The following is a 17,125-nucleotide window of genomic DNA, read 5'->3' as shown; positions in this document are numbered from 1 at the left end:
AGCATAGCAAGGCCCCGTTCAAAAATAATTCCATGAAAAAAAGTAGAGAAGACCTAATTTTCGCAATATTCATTCTAAATTCCTAGAAAAGCAAGCTATTCTTCTCAGGAAGAAAGAAACGTGTACAGCCTGTTTTACTGTGAAAAAATTCTACATCAAGATAAATATAAGAAAATAGTACTAGAAGCGTTTATATCGCCATTCAGTGACATTTGAATGTTTTTTTTATTCGTGATATATACATATACAGGAAAAACTGTATAAGTTTGGGTGGGATAAATGGGAAATAAATCAAATGTTTTTTGCTAATTAGGTAGAGGAAGCGTGACCCATGTTTTATCATGAAATTTTTATGATAAAAAATGTCTATTTTCTATAGACAAAAATAAGGGAGAGGAGATGAAGAGATATGTCTGGACAAATTCGTATGACCCCAGCTGAGTTAAAAGCAAAAGCAACACGATATGGCCAAAGCGCCCAACAAATTGAACAAATTTTAAGGGATCTTACTAATTTACAAAATGAACTTCGCGGCGAATGGGAAGGTCGTGCATTCCAAAGATTTGATGATCAGTTCAACGAGTTGAAGCCAAAGGTACAAAACTTTGCACAATTGATGCAAGATATTAATACACAATTGAACAAAACGGCGGAAGCTGTGGCTCAACAGGATGAGCAATTATCACAGAATTTTGGTTTACAATAATAATTCTATCAGTCTAAAAGTAGATAAGTAGAATGAGACGTTCGCGACTATGCTGCCCGAGAGCAAAAAGCCATACGACAATTGTTGTGTGGCTTTTGTTCTTGTTTATCTTCTTTCCGGGGATTCATAAAAGGATGATTCACTTTTATACATAAGAATGATTTACAGGGGTTGATTGGAATGAAAAAGCTTGAGCGGGGTATCTTGTTATTTTTAATTCTAGTGCTTGTTCTTTCATCTGGGATTTCTTATTTGGCGTTAAATCAAGCTTCAAAAGGCAAAAACAACATAGATAACCAAAAAATGAGAATCGCGTTAGTTAATGAGGATCAAGGTGCGGAATTTAATGAGGAATACTATGAATTTGGTAATGGGTTTATCAAGGGTATTGAAAAAGACAGTCAATATGACTGGTATGTCGTCAGTCGTGGGGTGGCAGAAAACGGACTGAAGCGGAATGTTTACCATATGATCATTGTCATTCCCAATGACTTTACGCAAAAAGCATTATCCATTGACTCGAAATCACCAGAGAAGGTTGTGTTGAATTATAAAATTAATGCATCTGAAAACAGTAATATGAAAGCAGAGGCAGAGAAAACGGCGAGCTCCATCTTAGGAGAGTTTAATCGGAGAATTATTGATGTTTATTTTGCAAGTGTCATTGGAAATTTACATGATGCACAAGACAATGTTAGTACATTGGTTAATAAAGAACAATTATATACAAATGTTTATCATCAGGATATTCAGCGTCCGTTAACCGGTTATACCTTACGGCTTGGAGCAGTACAGGATCATACAAACGTATCGAGAGATAGTTTTAAAGGCTTACAGGATATTTTAAAAGAATTTGAGAGCAGCATGGGCGAAGGAGTTCAAACAAGCCATACGTATCAGTCCAGCTTCATGGACTTTACTAAAAAGCAGGCAGCTGACATGCTTCTTTCAAAGGGTTTTTCAGAACAGTTAGGCGATTTTAACAGCAAAATGAATCAGCGTAATGTCCTTCAACAGTTAGATGATTTACGTTCCGCGAACAAGGCAATCAATGGCCAGTTCCATTCAACAAAGGATAAAACCGCTACTATGTTGTCTGAGTCAGCAGCCATTCAAGCGTACCTGACAAGTACAAAGGAAAAAATGGAGAAAGTGAATACAGAGTTAGTCGATCAATTGGCAGCTGACATGCAGCAATTCGTTGCTGAAAAGCTAAAAAGGGAAATCAATCATTCTGCTGGTAAAGAGCAAAGTGTGCACCTCAATCATATTTTTGCGAGACCGGATGCAAATGTCCGTACTCTTATCCAAAAGCAAATGGATCTGCTTCCGTCCTTAGACCAAGAAGATCTAGATGGATTAGGATTGAAAAAGATAACACTTACACAACTAAAAAATGTCATCGCCGTATCGAAACAATACAATAAGGAGTTTGGTTATACCCCAAACCTTGAAACAAATAGCCTGCCATTATCAGACCAAGTGAAAGAAATCAAACATCACTTGATGATAAATGGCGTCATGGTAACGGATTCCGTCATCCTACCTGAAGCGAACAAGAGCGGTCAGGAGTTTACCTTATCTATTCCAAAGGAATTTTCTGTTGCTCAGGTTTTATTGACATTACCCAATCGTCCTGAAATGGATTATACTAAGCCTTTTCTTAAAAACAAACAGATTACGCTTCCTGAAACAGACAAAGGATCATTCACCGTAAAAGTAAAGGTGAAGTTAAAAGAAATAGCGGCAACTATTGATGTTTTCCAACCAATTACATGGAATTGGGAGATGGAACAAAAGGATGTCACACAAGTGGATACACCTGTTCCGCCGGAAACGGCAGGAGAACCTTCATCGCCAACTGAACAAAAAACAGGACAGTTAGAAGAAGTGACGCCGGGCGTATCCGAAGAAAAGGGTGGACCTGCAAACGATACGATCGCTAGCGTGATGGAAGCAACGGAAAATGAACGAAAGACTGTTGAGCAAAATAAAAATGCAGAAAACAAAAATGAACCCACTACTGGTGACCAAAATAATAATGAGCCAAAGAATGATCCGAAGAATCCAGCTGAAATAGTAATGATGGTAAATAACACCATTCAGCATCAGGTGATGTCACCTCTGATGAGTGACGCAACAAGTGTGTTAATCAATGCAGCAAGTGATACGGTCAGTGAGTACCAAAAATTGTTGATGCTTTATGGCGCCTATTTTGGAATTGGGTTGGAGCAGTTTAATCAACCTAATTTGGAAAATCAGTTGATTCAAACCAATTTAAGGGATATGGCAACAGTGGATTCTCTCTATTATTTATTTAACAAGGAAGATATTGTAGAGGTTTTAGCCAATTATGTTGCGAAGCAAATTACAGAAGAAGTCCGGCAGCAAACAGTGAACTTGAAAAGTAAGATGGATGAGTATGTTCAACTTGTCAACGGTGCAAACCAAAATTCCATGCAAATGATGGAGATGATCAAACAAACCATGGCACAAGCTGAAATACTAAATACGAATCTGTCTAATACACTACAGGATTTGGCAGCATGGCGTGAAGCAAGTCTTCAGCTGCAGGAAGCGGAATCTACTATCTTACTCAATGAAGGTGAAGAACAAACTGCGATACTTGCACTAGGCAGTGGATTGAATTCGTTACTTGCTGCCAGCCAGGCGCTAGCCGATCAATCGAAAAATAATGCAACTACCGCCGACCATGTATTTAAAACCTTCGCTGCCATTGATCAACAGGCGAAAGAAATTCAAGTCAGCGGTACAACTTTAGTGAAACAGGCTGGCGATCTTTCGGAAAATTTAACAAATAAATTAGTAGAAGATAAGAATTTCGCTCAGAATTTTGGAGGAGTACTTGCTAATAGCCGTATTGGGCAGCGGCCAAATGAACATCTTCTCAGTTTCCTGTCCAATCCTGTCCAAACCAAAAATGCTGGAGTCATCCAAGCAGGTGATACATTTACTCCCTATTTTCTTGTCTTGATATGTTTCATTGTCGCTTTATTTACGGCATATGTTCTTTCCATTCATGAACGCAAACGGCTTCAGAATGATTCATTTGCAGAAGAAACAACATTAATAGGCAGGAACACACCGCTCACGATTATTACAGCAAGCATTGGTCTTGTCGAAGGGCTAGCGATCGGATTGCTTTCCAGTTATTTATTGCAAATAAGTGAAGAAAAAATCCTGCTTTGGATTGGTATGATCACATTGATCATGCTAGCGATGCTTCTTGTAGCCGCCTATTTATTACGTCAATTGAAAATGATTGGCATGTTTATCCTATTGGTGATGTTGAGTTTATATTTATTCTTTACGGAAGCACTGGGACTTCAATTTGATAAAGCCTCTTTAGCGGCAAAACTAAGGGAATATTCACCATTGCAATACATTGAGAAGTTATTCATGCAGTTTAGTAGTGGAGCAGCGGACAATAAGATCATCATTGGCAGCTTACTTGCCTTAATCGTGTTGAGTCTGATTGGTCATTTGTTAGTACTGCACCATGTACCGAGGAACAAGGAGGCACCTAATGAAGAAATTAGTGAATCCCTTTAGTTTTTTCATTGTTTGTTTAGGAATGTTTTCCTTCGTTTCTCTCCATCCCTTAGCGGAGACTACACTAGATCATAGTGGGAAATTAAGGCTGGAAACCGACCGCATTAGTAAAGAGGCTGCTGAAAGGGAAAAGCCGGAAAGTCAAGATAATAAAGAAACTGTATTGGAAAAGGTTGCGCCCGATTTGTTCAAAGAACAAACTCGGGCGGCCATTCAAACCAAACAAACAGAAATGGAAAAATCAATTAAGAAGGTGAAACAAAAGCTTTTTATAAAGCCTAGTGGATCCGATACCTCCTTAAGGGATAAGGAAAAGGCTCTGTTTGCCAGTGATTATTCGTTTCAATCTGCCGAAGCATCCCACAAGAATCATAAAGAAAGCTTCATGAGCAGTAAAATGGTGGTGGTCCTCATTGGAATGGTCGCAGCCGGTTGTGCAGGAATTTATGTGATGTCGAGAAAAATACTGTAGGAAAGGTGATAAAACAATGCCCAGAGAAACACATGTTAACGTGACGGTTGATTTTAGCAAATGGAGTAAAGGGCAATACGACGTACGAATCCCTGCCCACCAACCGATTAAACAGCTGCTGGGGAATTTGATTGAAACATTGAATCTCGAAATAGCAAAGGTTTCTCTTTTTGCGATAAAGATCCCAGATAAAGAGCTATTATTGACGGATGATGATCGTCTTATCGATTATCCAGTGACAAATGGTGATATTTTACAAGTTTTATAGCTTTTAAAAGGAGTAGAAAAACATGAACGAAAAAACTATCCAAATGGAATCAATGACCTATCAGTTTCTCATTCATGAAGACAAATGGCAGTTAAAACTGCCGAAATCACAAACACGTGTGAACGATATCCGTCAAATGGTACTGATCAATCAGGACTCAGATTTATTCGTACCATCATTCGTCGAAGAGGAAGATGACCAATTTATCTTTACCTTTATGGTGGATCCACATGCTAAACAATGGGAAGATATCCGCAAGCTGGACCGAAAAGATAAATTGCGGCTGTTATGTAATCTAGCTCGCTTCAGAATATGTCTAACCACACGAATGACTTTCTTCCTGCATCCGGATCATCTCATCGTTGACGATAATCTTATACCATCATTCGTGTATCGTGGAATCCGGGATGTAGTTCCCCCTTATCAATTCGATGAAGAAACATTTCTTTTCCAATATAAATGTTTGATTGTCGCACTGTTTTCGAAAAAATATCGTTTTGATGAACTTTATGCTGGTTCATTGAATCATGCAAAAGATACCGAATTTGAGCGCCAAATAGGTGAAATCGACGATCTTGATGCTTTAATCAAGCTGTTGAATAATCATTACATCCAAGAAAAAATGGAAACTGAAAAGAAGATGCAAATTGTACCGAAAAAGCAATTTCGTCTGTTTAAACAGTTAACATTTATCATGATTTCGTTATCTGTCCTTTTAACGATTGTGTTGATTTATCTGAATTTTGTGAAAGTACCTTATCAAGGGCATCTCCTTGAAGCCAATCGTTATTTTTTATCGTTGGATTACGGGAATGTCATCCATGAATTAGAGGATGAAAACCCGGAAAAATTACCAAGCGCAACGAAATATACGCTTGCCTATTCTTATATCAAATCAGAGCGGCTCTCTAACGTTCAAAAAGAGACAATCTTAAAAAATATTAGTATAAAGAGTGATCCGAATTATTTGTTGTACTGGATTTACAATGGCCGGGGTGATTTTAACAGGACCATTGACATTGCCAAGTTTATCGACGACCCACAATTAATTATGTATGGTCTGATTAAACAAATAGAAGGGGCGAAAAATGACCCTGCATTAAGTGGTACGGAGCGTGAAAAGAGAGTTCAAAATTATGAAGAACAATATAAAAGCTACGCTGAAAAATATGGCCTTGATCCAGACACATCCGACCCTGCCGGATTACAGGATCCAAATCAAATGAAGGACCCAAAAAGCCAATAAGTAATCCGTCAAGAAAAAAAGAATGAAGAGGAATAGACGAATGCCAAAAGTAGTGAAACGAATGAAGCGCCAGGAAAAAATTAGATTGGTGTTTACTCGTGTGTAGAGAGGGAGAGAAAGATGGCACAACGATTATTATTGCTAAGCTATAAAAATCAATTGCACAAATGCCATTTAAATAGAAATAACCCAAAAATATTAACAGTTGGAAGTGATAGGTCTAACACGATTACCTGTACAGAGATGCACACATCATTTGAGATTCACTGGGATGGTGTTGGCTGTAAAATAGGTGAAAAGCTGCTTTGTCTAAATGAAAGTTTGACAATAAAGCATCACGATGACCTCATACAACTGTATTTGAAGGAAGAAACTGAGTGGCAGGTATACGATACAGCAAAGCATTATAGTATTACGATTGGTGCAAACGATTATGATGATGTCACATTAACCAATGCAACTGTGGATGTGGTGCTGATTCGCGAGCATCTTGGAGATCCTTTTACATTGGAAGCCTTTCATGGTGAGGTGTACCATAACTTCATCCGTATATCAGAATCTGTGGTGTTAGAACCGGGCGACCAGCTTTTTTTTGCTGGAATCTTAGTAAAGATTGGAAGGCTTGACCTAGAGGTTTTAGGGATTGAGTGGATAAAGGAAACGAAACTAATTCGGTTATTCGGGACCAATCATGTCTTTGACAGTGATTATCCTGATTATCACCGTTCACCAAGAATTATTTATCGTGAGCCGACGGATAAAAGGAAAATCGCAAAACCATCCAATAAACCGACGAAGCCGAGTGAACAACTGGCACGTGTCATTGTTCCACCGCTTGTAATGATTGCTGCAATGGTGGTGGTCTCTATTTTTCGGCCCAATGGGTTCTATATTATTGCGATGCTGGCCATGACGGTCACAACTGTTATTTTTTCCATCACGTCCTATTTGAAAAGCCTGAAAAAATATCGTTCGGATCTAAAAGAACGGAATCAAAGTTATCGGGACTATTTAAAACAAAAAACCCATGAGTTATATAAAGCAAGTGAAGAACAGCGGCATGCTTTACATTATCATTATCCAGACGCTGAACAAATCCGTCAAATGGCAAGAAACGTCCATTCGCGTATTTATGAAAAGACGATGTTCCATCATGATTTTCTCACCTACCGCGTAGGATTAGGGCGGATTGATTCGAGTTTTGAGATTGAATTCAATATTGAAGAATTTACTCTTGAAAAGGATGAACTTCTCGAGGCAGCAAGCCTCTTAAAGTCGCACTATCTTACATTGGACGATGTGCCGGTGGTGACATCCTTAATGAAAGGTCCTGTTGGATATATCGGCCAGCGCCCATTTGTGCTAGAACAATTGCAATTATTGGTGATGCAGACAGCCCTTTTCCATAGTTATCATGACCTGCAGTTTATCACGATTTTTCCGGAAGATGAGAAAGAAAGATGGGACTGGATGCGCTGGCTCCCTCATGCAAGCGTACGGGATATCAATGTACGTGGATTTGTGTATCATGAGCGGTCGCGTGATCAAGTGTTACATTCTCTTTATCAAATTTTAAAAGACCGCAAACTTGCGGTAGATGAAAAAACCAATAAAAATGAAAAGCTGTATTTCTCTCCGCATTATGTTGTTCTGATTACCGATGAAAAACTGATTTTTGATCATACGGTGATGGAGTACTTTAATGAAGACCCTAGTGAATTGGGTGTTTCGCTTGTATTTGTAGAGGATGTGATGCAGTCTTTGCCAGAGCATGTCAAGACCATTATTGACATTCGCGATGCTGAGACAGGCGTGATTCTTCTGGAAGAGGGAGAATTGGTCAATCGAAGATTCAATCCGGATCATCTGCCGGATGACTTTAACAAAGAAGGTATGTCAAGGGCATTGGCCCCGCTTCATCATTTACAAAACTTAAGGAATTCGATACCGGAAAGTGTGACATTCCTGGAAATGTATGGAGTGGAAAAAGTCGAGGAACTTCGAATTCAAGAGCGCTGGGGAAAAAATGAAACCTATAAAAGCCTTGCTGTTCCACTCGGTTTACGTGGAAAGGAAGATATCGTCTACTTGAATCTGCACGAAAAAGCACATGGACCGCATGGTTTAGTCGCTGGGACGACGGGATCCGGTAAATCGGAAATTATTCAGTCGTATATCATCTCACTTGCGGTCAATTTCCACCCTCATGAAGTGGCGTTCCTGCTAATCGACTATAAAGGCGGCGGGATGGCCAATTTATTTAAACAGCTACCGCACTTATTGGGAACAATTACGAACTTGGACGGTGCCCAATCAATGCGTGCACTTGCTTCCATCAAAGCAGAATTGCAAAAACGACAGCGTCTGTTTGGCCAATATGATGTGAACCACATTAACCAATATCAAAAGCTTTATAAATCAGGTGAGGCCAGAGAGCCGATGCCGCATTTATTCTTAATTTCAGATGAATTTGCTGAACTTAAATCCGAACAGCCAGAGTTTATGAAGGAGCTTGTTTCAACAGCCCGTATTGGACGTTCCCTAGGGATTCATCTCATCTTGGCGACACAAAAGCCAAGTGGTGTAGTAGATGACCAGATTTGGTCCAACTCGAAATTTAAACTGGCCCTTAAAGTCCAAAATGCCAGTGATTCCAACGAAATTTTAAAAACACCGGATGCTGCGGAAATCACACTGCCAGGCAGGGCTTACTTGCAAGTCGGCAACAATGAAATTTATGAATTATTCCAAAGTGCCTGGAGCGGTGCTGATTACACCCCTGATAAGGATGAACAAGATTTAATGGACACCACGATTTACGGGATAAATGATCTCGGCCAATATGACATCCTTTCTCAAGATTTAAGCGGCCTTTCAAATAAGAAGGATATCTCAAAAGTCCCGACAGAGCTTGACGCGGTTGTGGATTACATTCATGACTATGCAAATGAAAAAAGGATTGTGGAACTTCCTAGACCATGGCTGCCGCCACTCGAGGAACGAATTTTTCTTCCTGAGTTAGATGATGTCGACTATAAAGAAGCTTGGTATATCGATAAGAAATCACTCGAAGTGACATTCGGTTTTCTTGATCTACCAGAAATGCAGGAGCAAAAACCACTTACCTTGAATTTGACCAAGGATGGCCATATGGCGGTCTTTTCCAGTCCCGGGTATGGGAAGTCGACCTTCTTACAAAGCGTGGCCATGGATATTGCCAGACATCATAACCCGGAAAGAGTTCACATCTTTCTTATTGACCTAGGAACAAATGGGCTGCTCCCGATGAAGGACCTGCCGCATGTAGCAGACACGATCATGGTCGATGAGGAAATCAAACTAGGAAAGCTTTTCCGCAGACTACAACATGAATTAAAGGAGCGAAAGCGAAAATTAAGTAAATATGGTGTAGCTACGATCCGCATGTATGAGCAGGCAAGTGGTGAAGAAGTCCCTGCGATTCTATTAATCATCGATACTTTCGACTCCATATCCGATGCTCCTTATCGTGAGGAGTTTGAAAAAGTCGCCGCTCAAATTGCCAGGGAGGGAGTAAGTGCAGGGATTCACCTGGTGATTAGTGCCGGACGCCAAAGTGCGTTAAGAGCTCCATTACTTTCAAATATCAAACATCAAATTGCTCTCTATATGATTGACGGGACGGAACCGAGAAATATCGTTGGAAGAACAGAGTTAACAATTGAAGAAATCCCAGGACGCGGCTTAGTGAAATTGGAGCAGCCTGTCGTCTTTCAAACAGCACTTCCTGTAAAAGGGGTGGATACGTTAGCGGTTATTAAACATATACAAGAAGAGTGCAGGGAAATGAGGAGCGCTTGGAAAGGAGAGATGCCGCTTCGGATTCCAATGGTTCCGGAGATGATTGAATTCACTGCCTTGATGAATCAATCGAAGGCAAAAGCCATTTTAAGCAAAGGAGGCATCCCATTTGCTGTTGATTTTGAATATGTAGAGCCGCTGGAGTTAGGATTTTTTGAAGATCAAAATACCTTGATTTTAAGTGATCGAGTCGACCTAGTTGAGCAAACATTCTTAACACTTGTTTCAAGTACCTCGATCAATGAACACATCGATGTTGGCTTACTGGACAATGCTTCTTCAAGATTTAGCGGATTCAAGGAAAACGTGAATATCTATGCGGACACAGACCTGGAAATGGATGGTTTTGTAGAGCGGCTGCAGCAATTATTTGAAACAAGGGAAGACGCATTCCGGCAAATCCAATCAGCATCAGATGGCCGTGTGACAATGAAGGAGTATCTGAAAGAAATTCGTCCGATGGTTGTCCTTATTACGGATGTATCATTTGTTATGGAAACCATGTCCTTAACAACACAATCGTTGTTGGCAAGATTAATGGAAACGGGTTCTAGAGTAGGAATTTATTTTGTTATCGGAGCTGTTCACGGTGCGATCGAAAGAAAGTATGATGAGATCGCGACCTTCGTAAAGAAACAAAAGTCAGGTATTTTAATCAGCAGAATCACGGACCAGAGCATCCTGGAGGTCTTACATCGACCTTACAAAGAGCAGAACTTACTTCCATATGAAGCTTATTATATTAAACATGGCAAAGCAGAAAAGATCAAAATAGCTGCTCCTTTCCAAAAAAGAGAGGAAGTGAATATAGGTGTTTGATTGGTTTAAAACAGAGATAGAAAAAAAAAGAGACGATTACCATGAGCTGTATGAAAATCTAAAAGACGCGATTTCAGAGCATGATAATCTGGTTTCTGAAGCAAATTCGGCATACAGTTCCTATATTTCGGCTGTTCCGAATTTATCTCATACAGATATACCTTCCAATGATTTTGAAAATACACGGGAACATTTAACTGAACAATTAAACCGGTATTTCCAACAGGACAAAGATAAACGGGATTCGCTCGTTGCCGCCAAAAATAAAGCGTATGAGAGATACGTACATTATAAAAATTTAGCCATTAAAGAAGCAGAGGCTGAAAGAGCTGAGAGAGAAAAAGAATTACAAGAGTTAAAAGAAAAATTGGAGGATTTGTTCAATGGGTGACGTTAAAATTGACACTGGTAAAGTTCAAGAGGCGAAAGCTGCAGCCAAGGCATTAGAAAAGTCGATTGCTAGTACGTATGATCAATGCCAACAATTAATTTCTACCGTCCATTCCGCTAAGTGGAGCGGAAAATCCAGAGATGCTTTTTTAACTTATATCGAAATCATTCAAAAATACCATCATGATATGAAGTCAGCAGTCGCAAAACAGACAAAAGCTTTAAATAACCTAGATGGTTACTTGGATGACTTCCTACAGGACAGTTCCGTAAAAGAAGTGAGGAACTTATGAGAAAAGAGTCTGCTGATGTATTTACAGCACCTGAGCTATACCTATTAGCGGCAGCTTTTGGCGGTCATGTCCTGTTTGGGTTACCTGAAAAAGAGATGTATCAATTAAAGGGTGATGAGGTCTTTAAAGAGGCATACCAACGGTTAAAGGAAAAGGGGATTTTATCCCCTGAAGGGAAAATAACCAAACCGGGGGCGATCATCATTCAAGCGATGGAATTTTATCATCAAAGTGAAAAATATGTCCGCATTAATAACTTGATGGTTGCCTTTCGTGAAAAAGAACATGATGAAGTCATTGTACTCGTGGAATTGGAAGAACAAGGCCATTATCAGTTACGTGTCACCTCGAAAGCATTGTTGCTTATCATGCTGAGTGAACATTTTCCGCTCGTCTTAAGAGAACCGGAGGAAAAAGAAAAAACCTTCTTAAAAGTTGAATTATCTCATCAGGAAAGACGAGAGACACAAGAATTTGAACCAGAACAGTCGTTGATGAATCTAGAATTCTTTCATTTAAAAGAGGAACCAAAAAGCAAATTCAATGCGAATTACTATCAGCAATGGCTTGTTTTTACCAAGGATAAGAAGTTAATCATGGTCGATACGGTGAATCAAAAATATTATCATGCAAGTCAATATTGGTTCTTAAAAGTACTCTTTGATGAATTGGATTTTCCTTACAAGGAGGCAAAGTCATATGCTTGAAGCTATGGACGGGGGCGGTTCCAGCCAGCTTATTAATATTGATCCTGATGAGATCACAACCATTTATAAATTATTGATGGGGATTATCATGGAACTGGATACCAATGCCGTTCCAAATATTGAAAAACTGGGAAATCTCCATTATTACACCGCAGGAAAAGCAAAAAAGACAATGGAAGTATATGCGAAAGCAAATCAAAAGGTAATGGATTTACATGACAATTACTCCCGTGCAGGAGCATTGGTTGTGGATATCCTCAATAAGATGATACAGGCAGACGAGGCCATAGCCGAACAAATCATAGCGAAACTGGGGGTATGATAAGGTGGATGTTAAATATATCCCCTCCGACTGGGAAAAGATGAGGGACGGGATTGGTGATTTGATTGGTTTATGGCGCTGGGGTAAAGGGATGATCGATAACCTGAAAGACATCAGTGAAAATTTGGAGGATGCCAAATCCGATATCGCCGACTATGATCATGATGGTGTCATATCTTTTCAGTATACAAGTCTGGAAAATAAATACCAAAACTTATATGAGGACTTTGATGTACTGCATAGTTTTGCGGGAAAGGTCGGCGGTATTGTCGACCGTACGATTGATCAGCCATTCTATGAAGATATGGATGCCTTTGTGGAAGCGATGCGGGATTTAACGATTTCCAACTACACAACGAAAAACCGGATTGGTGCAACTGAAACACAAATTATTTACGATGGGGGCTATGGTCCTTATCAATCGATGGAAGTTCCCAAAACAGAAGTAAGCCTCGATGATTTATTCAGCAGCAGCGATTTCTATGGGGAACAGATGAAGCTGGAATATGAGGAATGGAAGAAACTCAATCCCGACAAGGATATTTCACAAGAGCAGTACCAGCAGGCAGCCCTAAATACCCGTGCTTTTGAATATGAATCGATTCGGAACCAGCAGGAAAACAAGGAATTTTGGGTGCAATTGGGCGCACTGGTGGTAATCGTTGGTGTTTCAATCGTCTGTCCTCCCGCAGGTATGGCCTTAGGAGTTGCCTATGGTACGCTGGAATTGAGTTCGGCCGTGTCCGGGAAAGACTGGGTCTCCGGCCGGGAACTGGGTACGGGAGAACGCTGGTTTCGCGGATTATTAGCGCCATTGGATATTATCCCTGGTGTGGGTGCTTTAAAGAAATTGTCCGGCACAGCACGGCTCACTCACATTGGTAAGGATACGGCTCTAATCAGCATGAAAACAGGGGTAAAAAGCAGTTTCCAAAAAGGGATGACAAAAGTAAATAATCTGGTAAAAACGGCTGAACAGTTTGCTGTCACACGCCTAAAGAGTGCTGGTGCTGTTATAAAAGATGTGTCGAATCTAGTGATAAAGAAGCTGGCAAAAGATACAATAGAAGTGGGATGGGTAGTAGACTCTGCTGTCACATTTGGGAAAAACATGATTCCTTCTAAAAAGAGGCTTGTAGTGACCGATACGGGTGAAAGGTATTATCTTCGTGTCGATAATACCCACACGGTGGAGAATAAGCTAAGGGATTTCATTAATCGGATGGAGGTCAATCTTAACGGGGGACCTCGGGGGACGGGCTCAGGATCATCGAGTACTAGTATTAGTTCAGATATGAAAGCTAAAATATTGGAAGGGCAACGAAAAGCACAAAGGAATATTATTATCGGTGGACATTCCCCAAGTATAAACAACGATAATGTAGATTTTGCAGTGGAAGTGCTGTCAACTAATGCTGATGGTACAAAAAATGTTGTGTTTACCAAACAATTTCCAGATGGTAATATCTCTAGACTTAAAAAGAGTACATTATTTCCAGATTCGTGGAGTGATGATCAAATTATTAAAAGCATCATAGATGTTGGAGAAACACCGGCTATATCAACTAGATTAAGAGATGAAGCGACTTGGCATAGAGCAACAATAAATGGAGTTGAAATTGATGTCATCAAAATGGGTGATGATGTAACGAGTGGATACCCAACAGGTAAAGTGAATGCACCTCACCCATCAGGCTATTAAGCTTAATAAAAAAGAAAGGTGGTAAAAAATGTTTAGAGAATTGGATCATCTTATATCTGCTGATACAACTGAGGACTCATGGTACGACGATGGTTGTATTATTGCTAGTGAGATATTGTCAGAGTTTAGTCCAAAAGATTGGGAGGATCTATCAAGAATTGTGCATACTAAACCTTTGGAATGGCAGAAAAAACTTGTATATTGTTTTGACAATTCTTGTAATAAATATGAACTAGAAATTTTGTCATCATTACTTGTTACTGAAGATGAGGAACTATTCGAGGTATGCATAGATACTTTAAGAAGTTTTACCACCCCAGAAAGTAAACAAATGATACTAGACAATCCATTCATACTGAATCGTATAAATGATTTGCTCCCTAAAGCTGGTATTGCAACTAGGAAGATCTTGGAGGATTTTCTCAAGCGATTCAACGTCTAGTAAACGTAATAGTATTAATTTGACAGGTCAATTACGGTCGTACCCTCCATGATTGACCTGTATTTTGTTATGGGTAAAAGTAGCAACAATCTCGGTTCGGCATCTTCTAAATTATTTCAAGTACCTTCGGATTATTAATCAATCCTTCGCTTCAGTGCCATAAAAAGGGAGGAAATTCCTAATTGCATCCTCCAAATATAGGAAAAAGTGAAGTTAATCATTAACATTTATTACCTTATAATGATGAATAAGATCTTTCTTTTTTTTACAATCGGTAGTTATGTTGCTAAGGGAAAAGGGGTTTCTCTAGAATTAGGAACTTCAGATAAAAACATGAAAAGGAGCTTTTTCATGGATGTAAAGTATATCCCGTCCGACTGGGAAAGGATGAGGGCTGGAATTGGTGGTTTGATCGGTTTGTGGCGCATTGGTGAAGGGATGATCGATAACCTGAAAGATATCAGTAATAATTTGGAGGATGCCAAGTCTGAGATTGCCGACTATGATCATGATGGTGTGATATCGTTTCATTATACAAGTCTGGAAAAGAAATACCAAGAGTTATATGAGGAGGACCAAGGGGACGGTTCTGGTGGTATTCTCCAATGCATAAGAAACCAAAAAGCCAGGAGAACCGTCCGAGACCAGTGAAAAAGTCTAGATTAACCTTCGGTTAATTAAAAATTACAATTTAAAACTCTATTTTAAACACAAAAAAGCCCCACCAATGGTAAAATTAAGGAACGACCAAGAACCAAAATTTCCATTAGGAGGGCTTTTTTATGCTTCGACATGAGCCAAAGTAATCAAGTTTTCATTCCATATTATACGATAAAATACCAGAAAATCATACCCTTAAAAAGATATCCCAAGCGGTAGATTTCAGTTTTATTAATAAGTTATTAGAAGATAGTTACTGTAAAGGTTTTGGCCGCCCTGCGAAAGAACCAGAATTAATGTGTAAACTTCTGTTACTACAACACTTGTATAATCTATCTGATGAAAAGGTTATTCAGGAAGCAAACTTAAACCTTGGTTATCTATACTTTTTAGGTGTAAATCCAGAGACTATCCTTTCTGATAAAAGTTTATTATCAAAGTTCAGAACACAACGTCTGGGGGAAACAACACTTGATGAGATGATCGTTGAAATTGTTAGACAATGTGTAGAAAACGGGATTATTGAAGGAAAGAGTGTAAGTATTGACGCTACTCATATAGAGGCAAATACAAAGAAGAAAACTCCTGAAAGATTAATGAAACACTTAGGTAGGAAAATTATTAAGACTTACGAAGAAGAAACAGGACAACCATTAAAAGATGTGCCGGAGGCACCAGACTATAAAGAATTGGAAGATCATAAAGAAGCAAAAACTGTAATGAAAACATATTTGGAGACTGTCATCAATCAAGTTGAATTGAAGACTACAACAAAAGAGGTTAAAACCAATCAGGCTCTCCAAAAATCAAAAGAGATATTAGCAGATCCTAAGTTTATTAATCAAAAAGGAATACGTTCTTTAATAGATGAGGATGCCAGAGTAGGCCGTAAAAGTAAAACCCAAGACTTTTATGGATATAAAACTGAATTTGTGATGACAACTGATGAGCGCATTATTACCTCTGTGAGAACAGCAGATGGCGCTTATATGGATGGAAGTTATGCAAAGGAAATGTTAGCGGAAACCAAAGAATCCGGCTTGACTGTACAAGAGGTATATGGAGATAAGGCCTATTTCAGAAAATCCATATTAGATGATATTGAAGGGTTAAATGCAAAAGCATACATACCAGTAAGTTCGTTAGTCTATAGATTGGATGAAAGTGAATTTACATACAATAAAGATTCTGATGAATGGCAGTGCAGTCAAGGGAATATTACAGTAAACAAGAAGCGTTTTAGTGCCAAAAGAAAAGAAGGTGGAGTAAGAGAAGGCTATAAATATTATTTTGAACTCAATCGGTGTAAGACATGTCCCTTGCATGATGTTTGTGCCAAAAAAAGTGCAAGGAGGATTCTTACTGTTGGATTAAACACCGCAGATTTCTTCGAAATCTCTCAATATCAGAAAACAGATGAGTTCAAAGAAAAATATAAAAAGAGAGCTTCCATTGAGGGGAAAAATGCGGAACTCAAAAGATTTCACGGCCTATCTCGAGCAAGGGGGTATGGTCTATTAAGTGTGTCAAAGCAATCGAAACTGGCTGCATTGGCAGTAAATTTAAAGAGGATAGCAGCGATACTATCCTCTTTTTCTAATGGATTTATAAGAAATATGATGATTTTTAATCCAAAAATTGTAACAATAACTTTTTAAAACAATGCAGGGGCAAAAAAACGCTAG

The 17,125-nt window shown here is 39.2% G+C and carries 14 protein-coding genes; all 14 read left to right on the top strand.

Features of this window, described 5'->3' with window-relative positions; all coding sequences use genetic code 11:
- Positions 1–409: 409 nt before the first annotated feature.
- The 14 genes from V7108_RS19900 to V7108_RS19835 all read left to right on the top strand — a co-directional run bounded on the left by V7108_RS19900 (position 410) and on the right by V7108_RS19835 (position 17,098).
- Positions 410–706, top strand: a complete 297-nt coding sequence (locus V7108_RS19900; protein ID WP_335509690.1) for a WXG100 family type VII secretion target — start codon at positions 410–412, stop codon at positions 704–706.
- Positions 707–886: 180 nt separating this feature from the next.
- Positions 887–4,279: a type VII secretion protein EsaA gene (esaA, locus tag V7108_RS19895; protein WP_335569179.1), complete on the top strand. Its 3,393-nt coding sequence runs from the start codon at positions 887–889 to the stop codon at positions 4,277–4,279.
- The gene (essA, locus tag V7108_RS19890; RefSeq protein ID WP_335569178.1) at positions 4,254–4,751 is read left to right on the top strand and encodes a type VII secretion protein EssA; all 498 of its coding nucleotides are present in this window, start codon (positions 4,254–4,256) and stop codon (positions 4,749–4,751) included. Before esaA ends, essA begins: the two co-directional genes overlap by 26 nt.
- Before the next feature lie 16 nt (positions 4,752–4,767).
- A complete protein-coding gene (locus V7108_RS19885) occupies positions 4,768–5,019 on the top strand; it encodes an EsaB/YukD family protein (protein ID WP_335569177.1) in 252 nt (83 codons plus the stop codon).
- Positions 5,020–5,041: 22 nt separating this feature from the next.
- Positions 5,042–6,265, top strand: coding sequence for a type VII secretion protein EssB (essB, locus tag V7108_RS19880; protein ID WP_335569176.1), 1,224 nt, complete (start codon positions 5,042–5,044; stop codon positions 6,263–6,265).
- Positions 6,266–6,385: 120 nt separating this feature from the next.
- Entirely contained in the window at positions 6,386–10,924 is a 4,539-nt protein-coding gene (gene essC / locus V7108_RS19875) for a type VII secretion protein EssC (protein WP_335569175.1), read from the top strand.
- Complete coding sequence (locus V7108_RS19870) at positions 10,917–11,315, top strand: chorismate synthase (protein WP_335569174.1); 399 nt, start codon at positions 10,917–10,919, stop codon at positions 11,313–11,315. The genes essC and V7108_RS19870 overlap by 8 nt, the downstream gene beginning before the upstream one ends.
- Positions 11,308–11,607 (top strand): WXG100 family type VII secretion target, encoded by a 300-nt coding sequence (locus V7108_RS19865; RefSeq protein WP_335569173.1) that lies wholly within the window; start codon positions 11,308–11,310, stop codon positions 11,605–11,607. Before V7108_RS19870 ends, V7108_RS19865 begins: the two co-directional genes overlap by 8 nt.
- Positions 11,604–12,314 (top strand): DUF5081 family protein, encoded by a 711-nt coding sequence (locus tag V7108_RS19860; protein ID WP_335569172.1) that lies wholly within the window; start codon positions 11,604–11,606, stop codon positions 12,312–12,314. Before V7108_RS19865 ends, V7108_RS19860 begins: the two co-directional genes overlap by 4 nt.
- Positions 12,307–12,636 carry a hypothetical protein gene (locus V7108_RS19855; RefSeq protein ID WP_335569171.1) on the top strand — a complete coding sequence of 110 codons (330 nt, stop codon included), beginning with the start codon at positions 12,307–12,309 and terminating at the stop codon, positions 12,634–12,636. The genes V7108_RS19860 and V7108_RS19855 overlap by 8 nt, the downstream gene beginning before the upstream one ends.
- 4 nt (positions 12,637–12,640) lie before the next feature.
- Complete coding sequence (locus V7108_RS19850; RefSeq protein ID WP_335569170.1) at positions 12,641–14,338, top strand: EndoU domain-containing protein; 1,698 nt, start codon at positions 12,641–12,643, stop codon at positions 14,336–14,338.
- Positions 14,339–14,366: 28 nt separating this feature from the next.
- Positions 14,367–14,780, top strand: coding sequence for a hypothetical protein (locus V7108_RS19845; protein ID WP_335569169.1), 414 nt, complete (start codon positions 14,367–14,369; stop codon positions 14,778–14,780).
- A 417-nt stretch (positions 14,781–15,197) separates the two neighbouring features.
- On the top strand, positions 15,198–15,431 hold the full coding sequence (locus V7108_RS19840; protein ID WP_335569168.1) for a hypothetical protein: 234 nt from the start codon (positions 15,198–15,200) through the stop codon (positions 15,429–15,431).
- 170 nt (positions 15,432–15,601) lie between these two features.
- Positions 15,602–17,098: an IS1182 family transposase gene (locus tag V7108_RS19835; RefSeq protein WP_335569296.1), complete on the top strand. Its 1,497-nt coding sequence runs from the start codon at positions 15,602–15,604 to the stop codon at positions 17,096–17,098.
- The last annotated feature ends 27 nt before the right edge of the window (positions 17,099–17,125 follow it).

The sequence above is a fragment of the Neobacillus vireti genome, assembly GCF_036962345.1.
Classification (GTDB): domain Bacteria; phylum Bacillota; class Bacilli; order Bacillales; family Cytobacillaceae; genus Neobacillus; species Neobacillus vireti_A.
Note: the sequence above shows the minus strand (reverse complement) of the source record. Positions and strands in the feature narration are given on the sequence as shown.

Coding starts and splice junctions, on each gene's coding strand:
- essA (WP_335569178.1), top strand. CDS start 4,254: ATGAAGAAATTAGTGAATCCCTTTAGTTTTTTCATTGTTTGTTTAGGA.
- V7108_RS19885 (WP_335569177.1), top strand. CDS start 4,768: ATGCCCAGAGAAACACATGTTAACGTGACGGTTGATTTTAGCAAATGG.
- V7108_RS19845 (WP_335569169.1), top strand. CDS start 14,367: ATGTTTAGAGAATTGGATCATCTTATATCTGCTGATACAACTGAGGAC.
- essC (WP_335569175.1), top strand. CDS start 6,386: ATGGCACAACGATTATTATTGCTAAGCTATAAAAATCAATTGCACAAA.
- V7108_RS19865 (WP_335569173.1), top strand. CDS start 11,308: ATGGGTGACGTTAAAATTGACACTGGTAAAGTTCAAGAGGCGAAAGCT.
- V7108_RS19860 (WP_335569172.1), top strand. CDS start 11,604: ATGAGAAAAGAGTCTGCTGATGTATTTACAGCACCTGAGCTATACCTA.
- V7108_RS19900 (WP_335509690.1), top strand. CDS start 410: ATGTCTGGACAAATTCGTATGACCCCAGCTGAGTTAAAAGCAAAAGCA.
- V7108_RS19855 (WP_335569171.1), top strand. CDS start 12,307: ATGCTTGAAGCTATGGACGGGGGCGGTTCCAGCCAGCTTATTAATATT.
- essB (WP_335569176.1), top strand. CDS start 5,042: ATGAACGAAAAAACTATCCAAATGGAATCAATGACCTATCAGTTTCTC.
- esaA (WP_335569179.1), top strand. CDS start 887: ATGAAAAAGCTTGAGCGGGGTATCTTGTTATTTTTAATTCTAGTGCTT.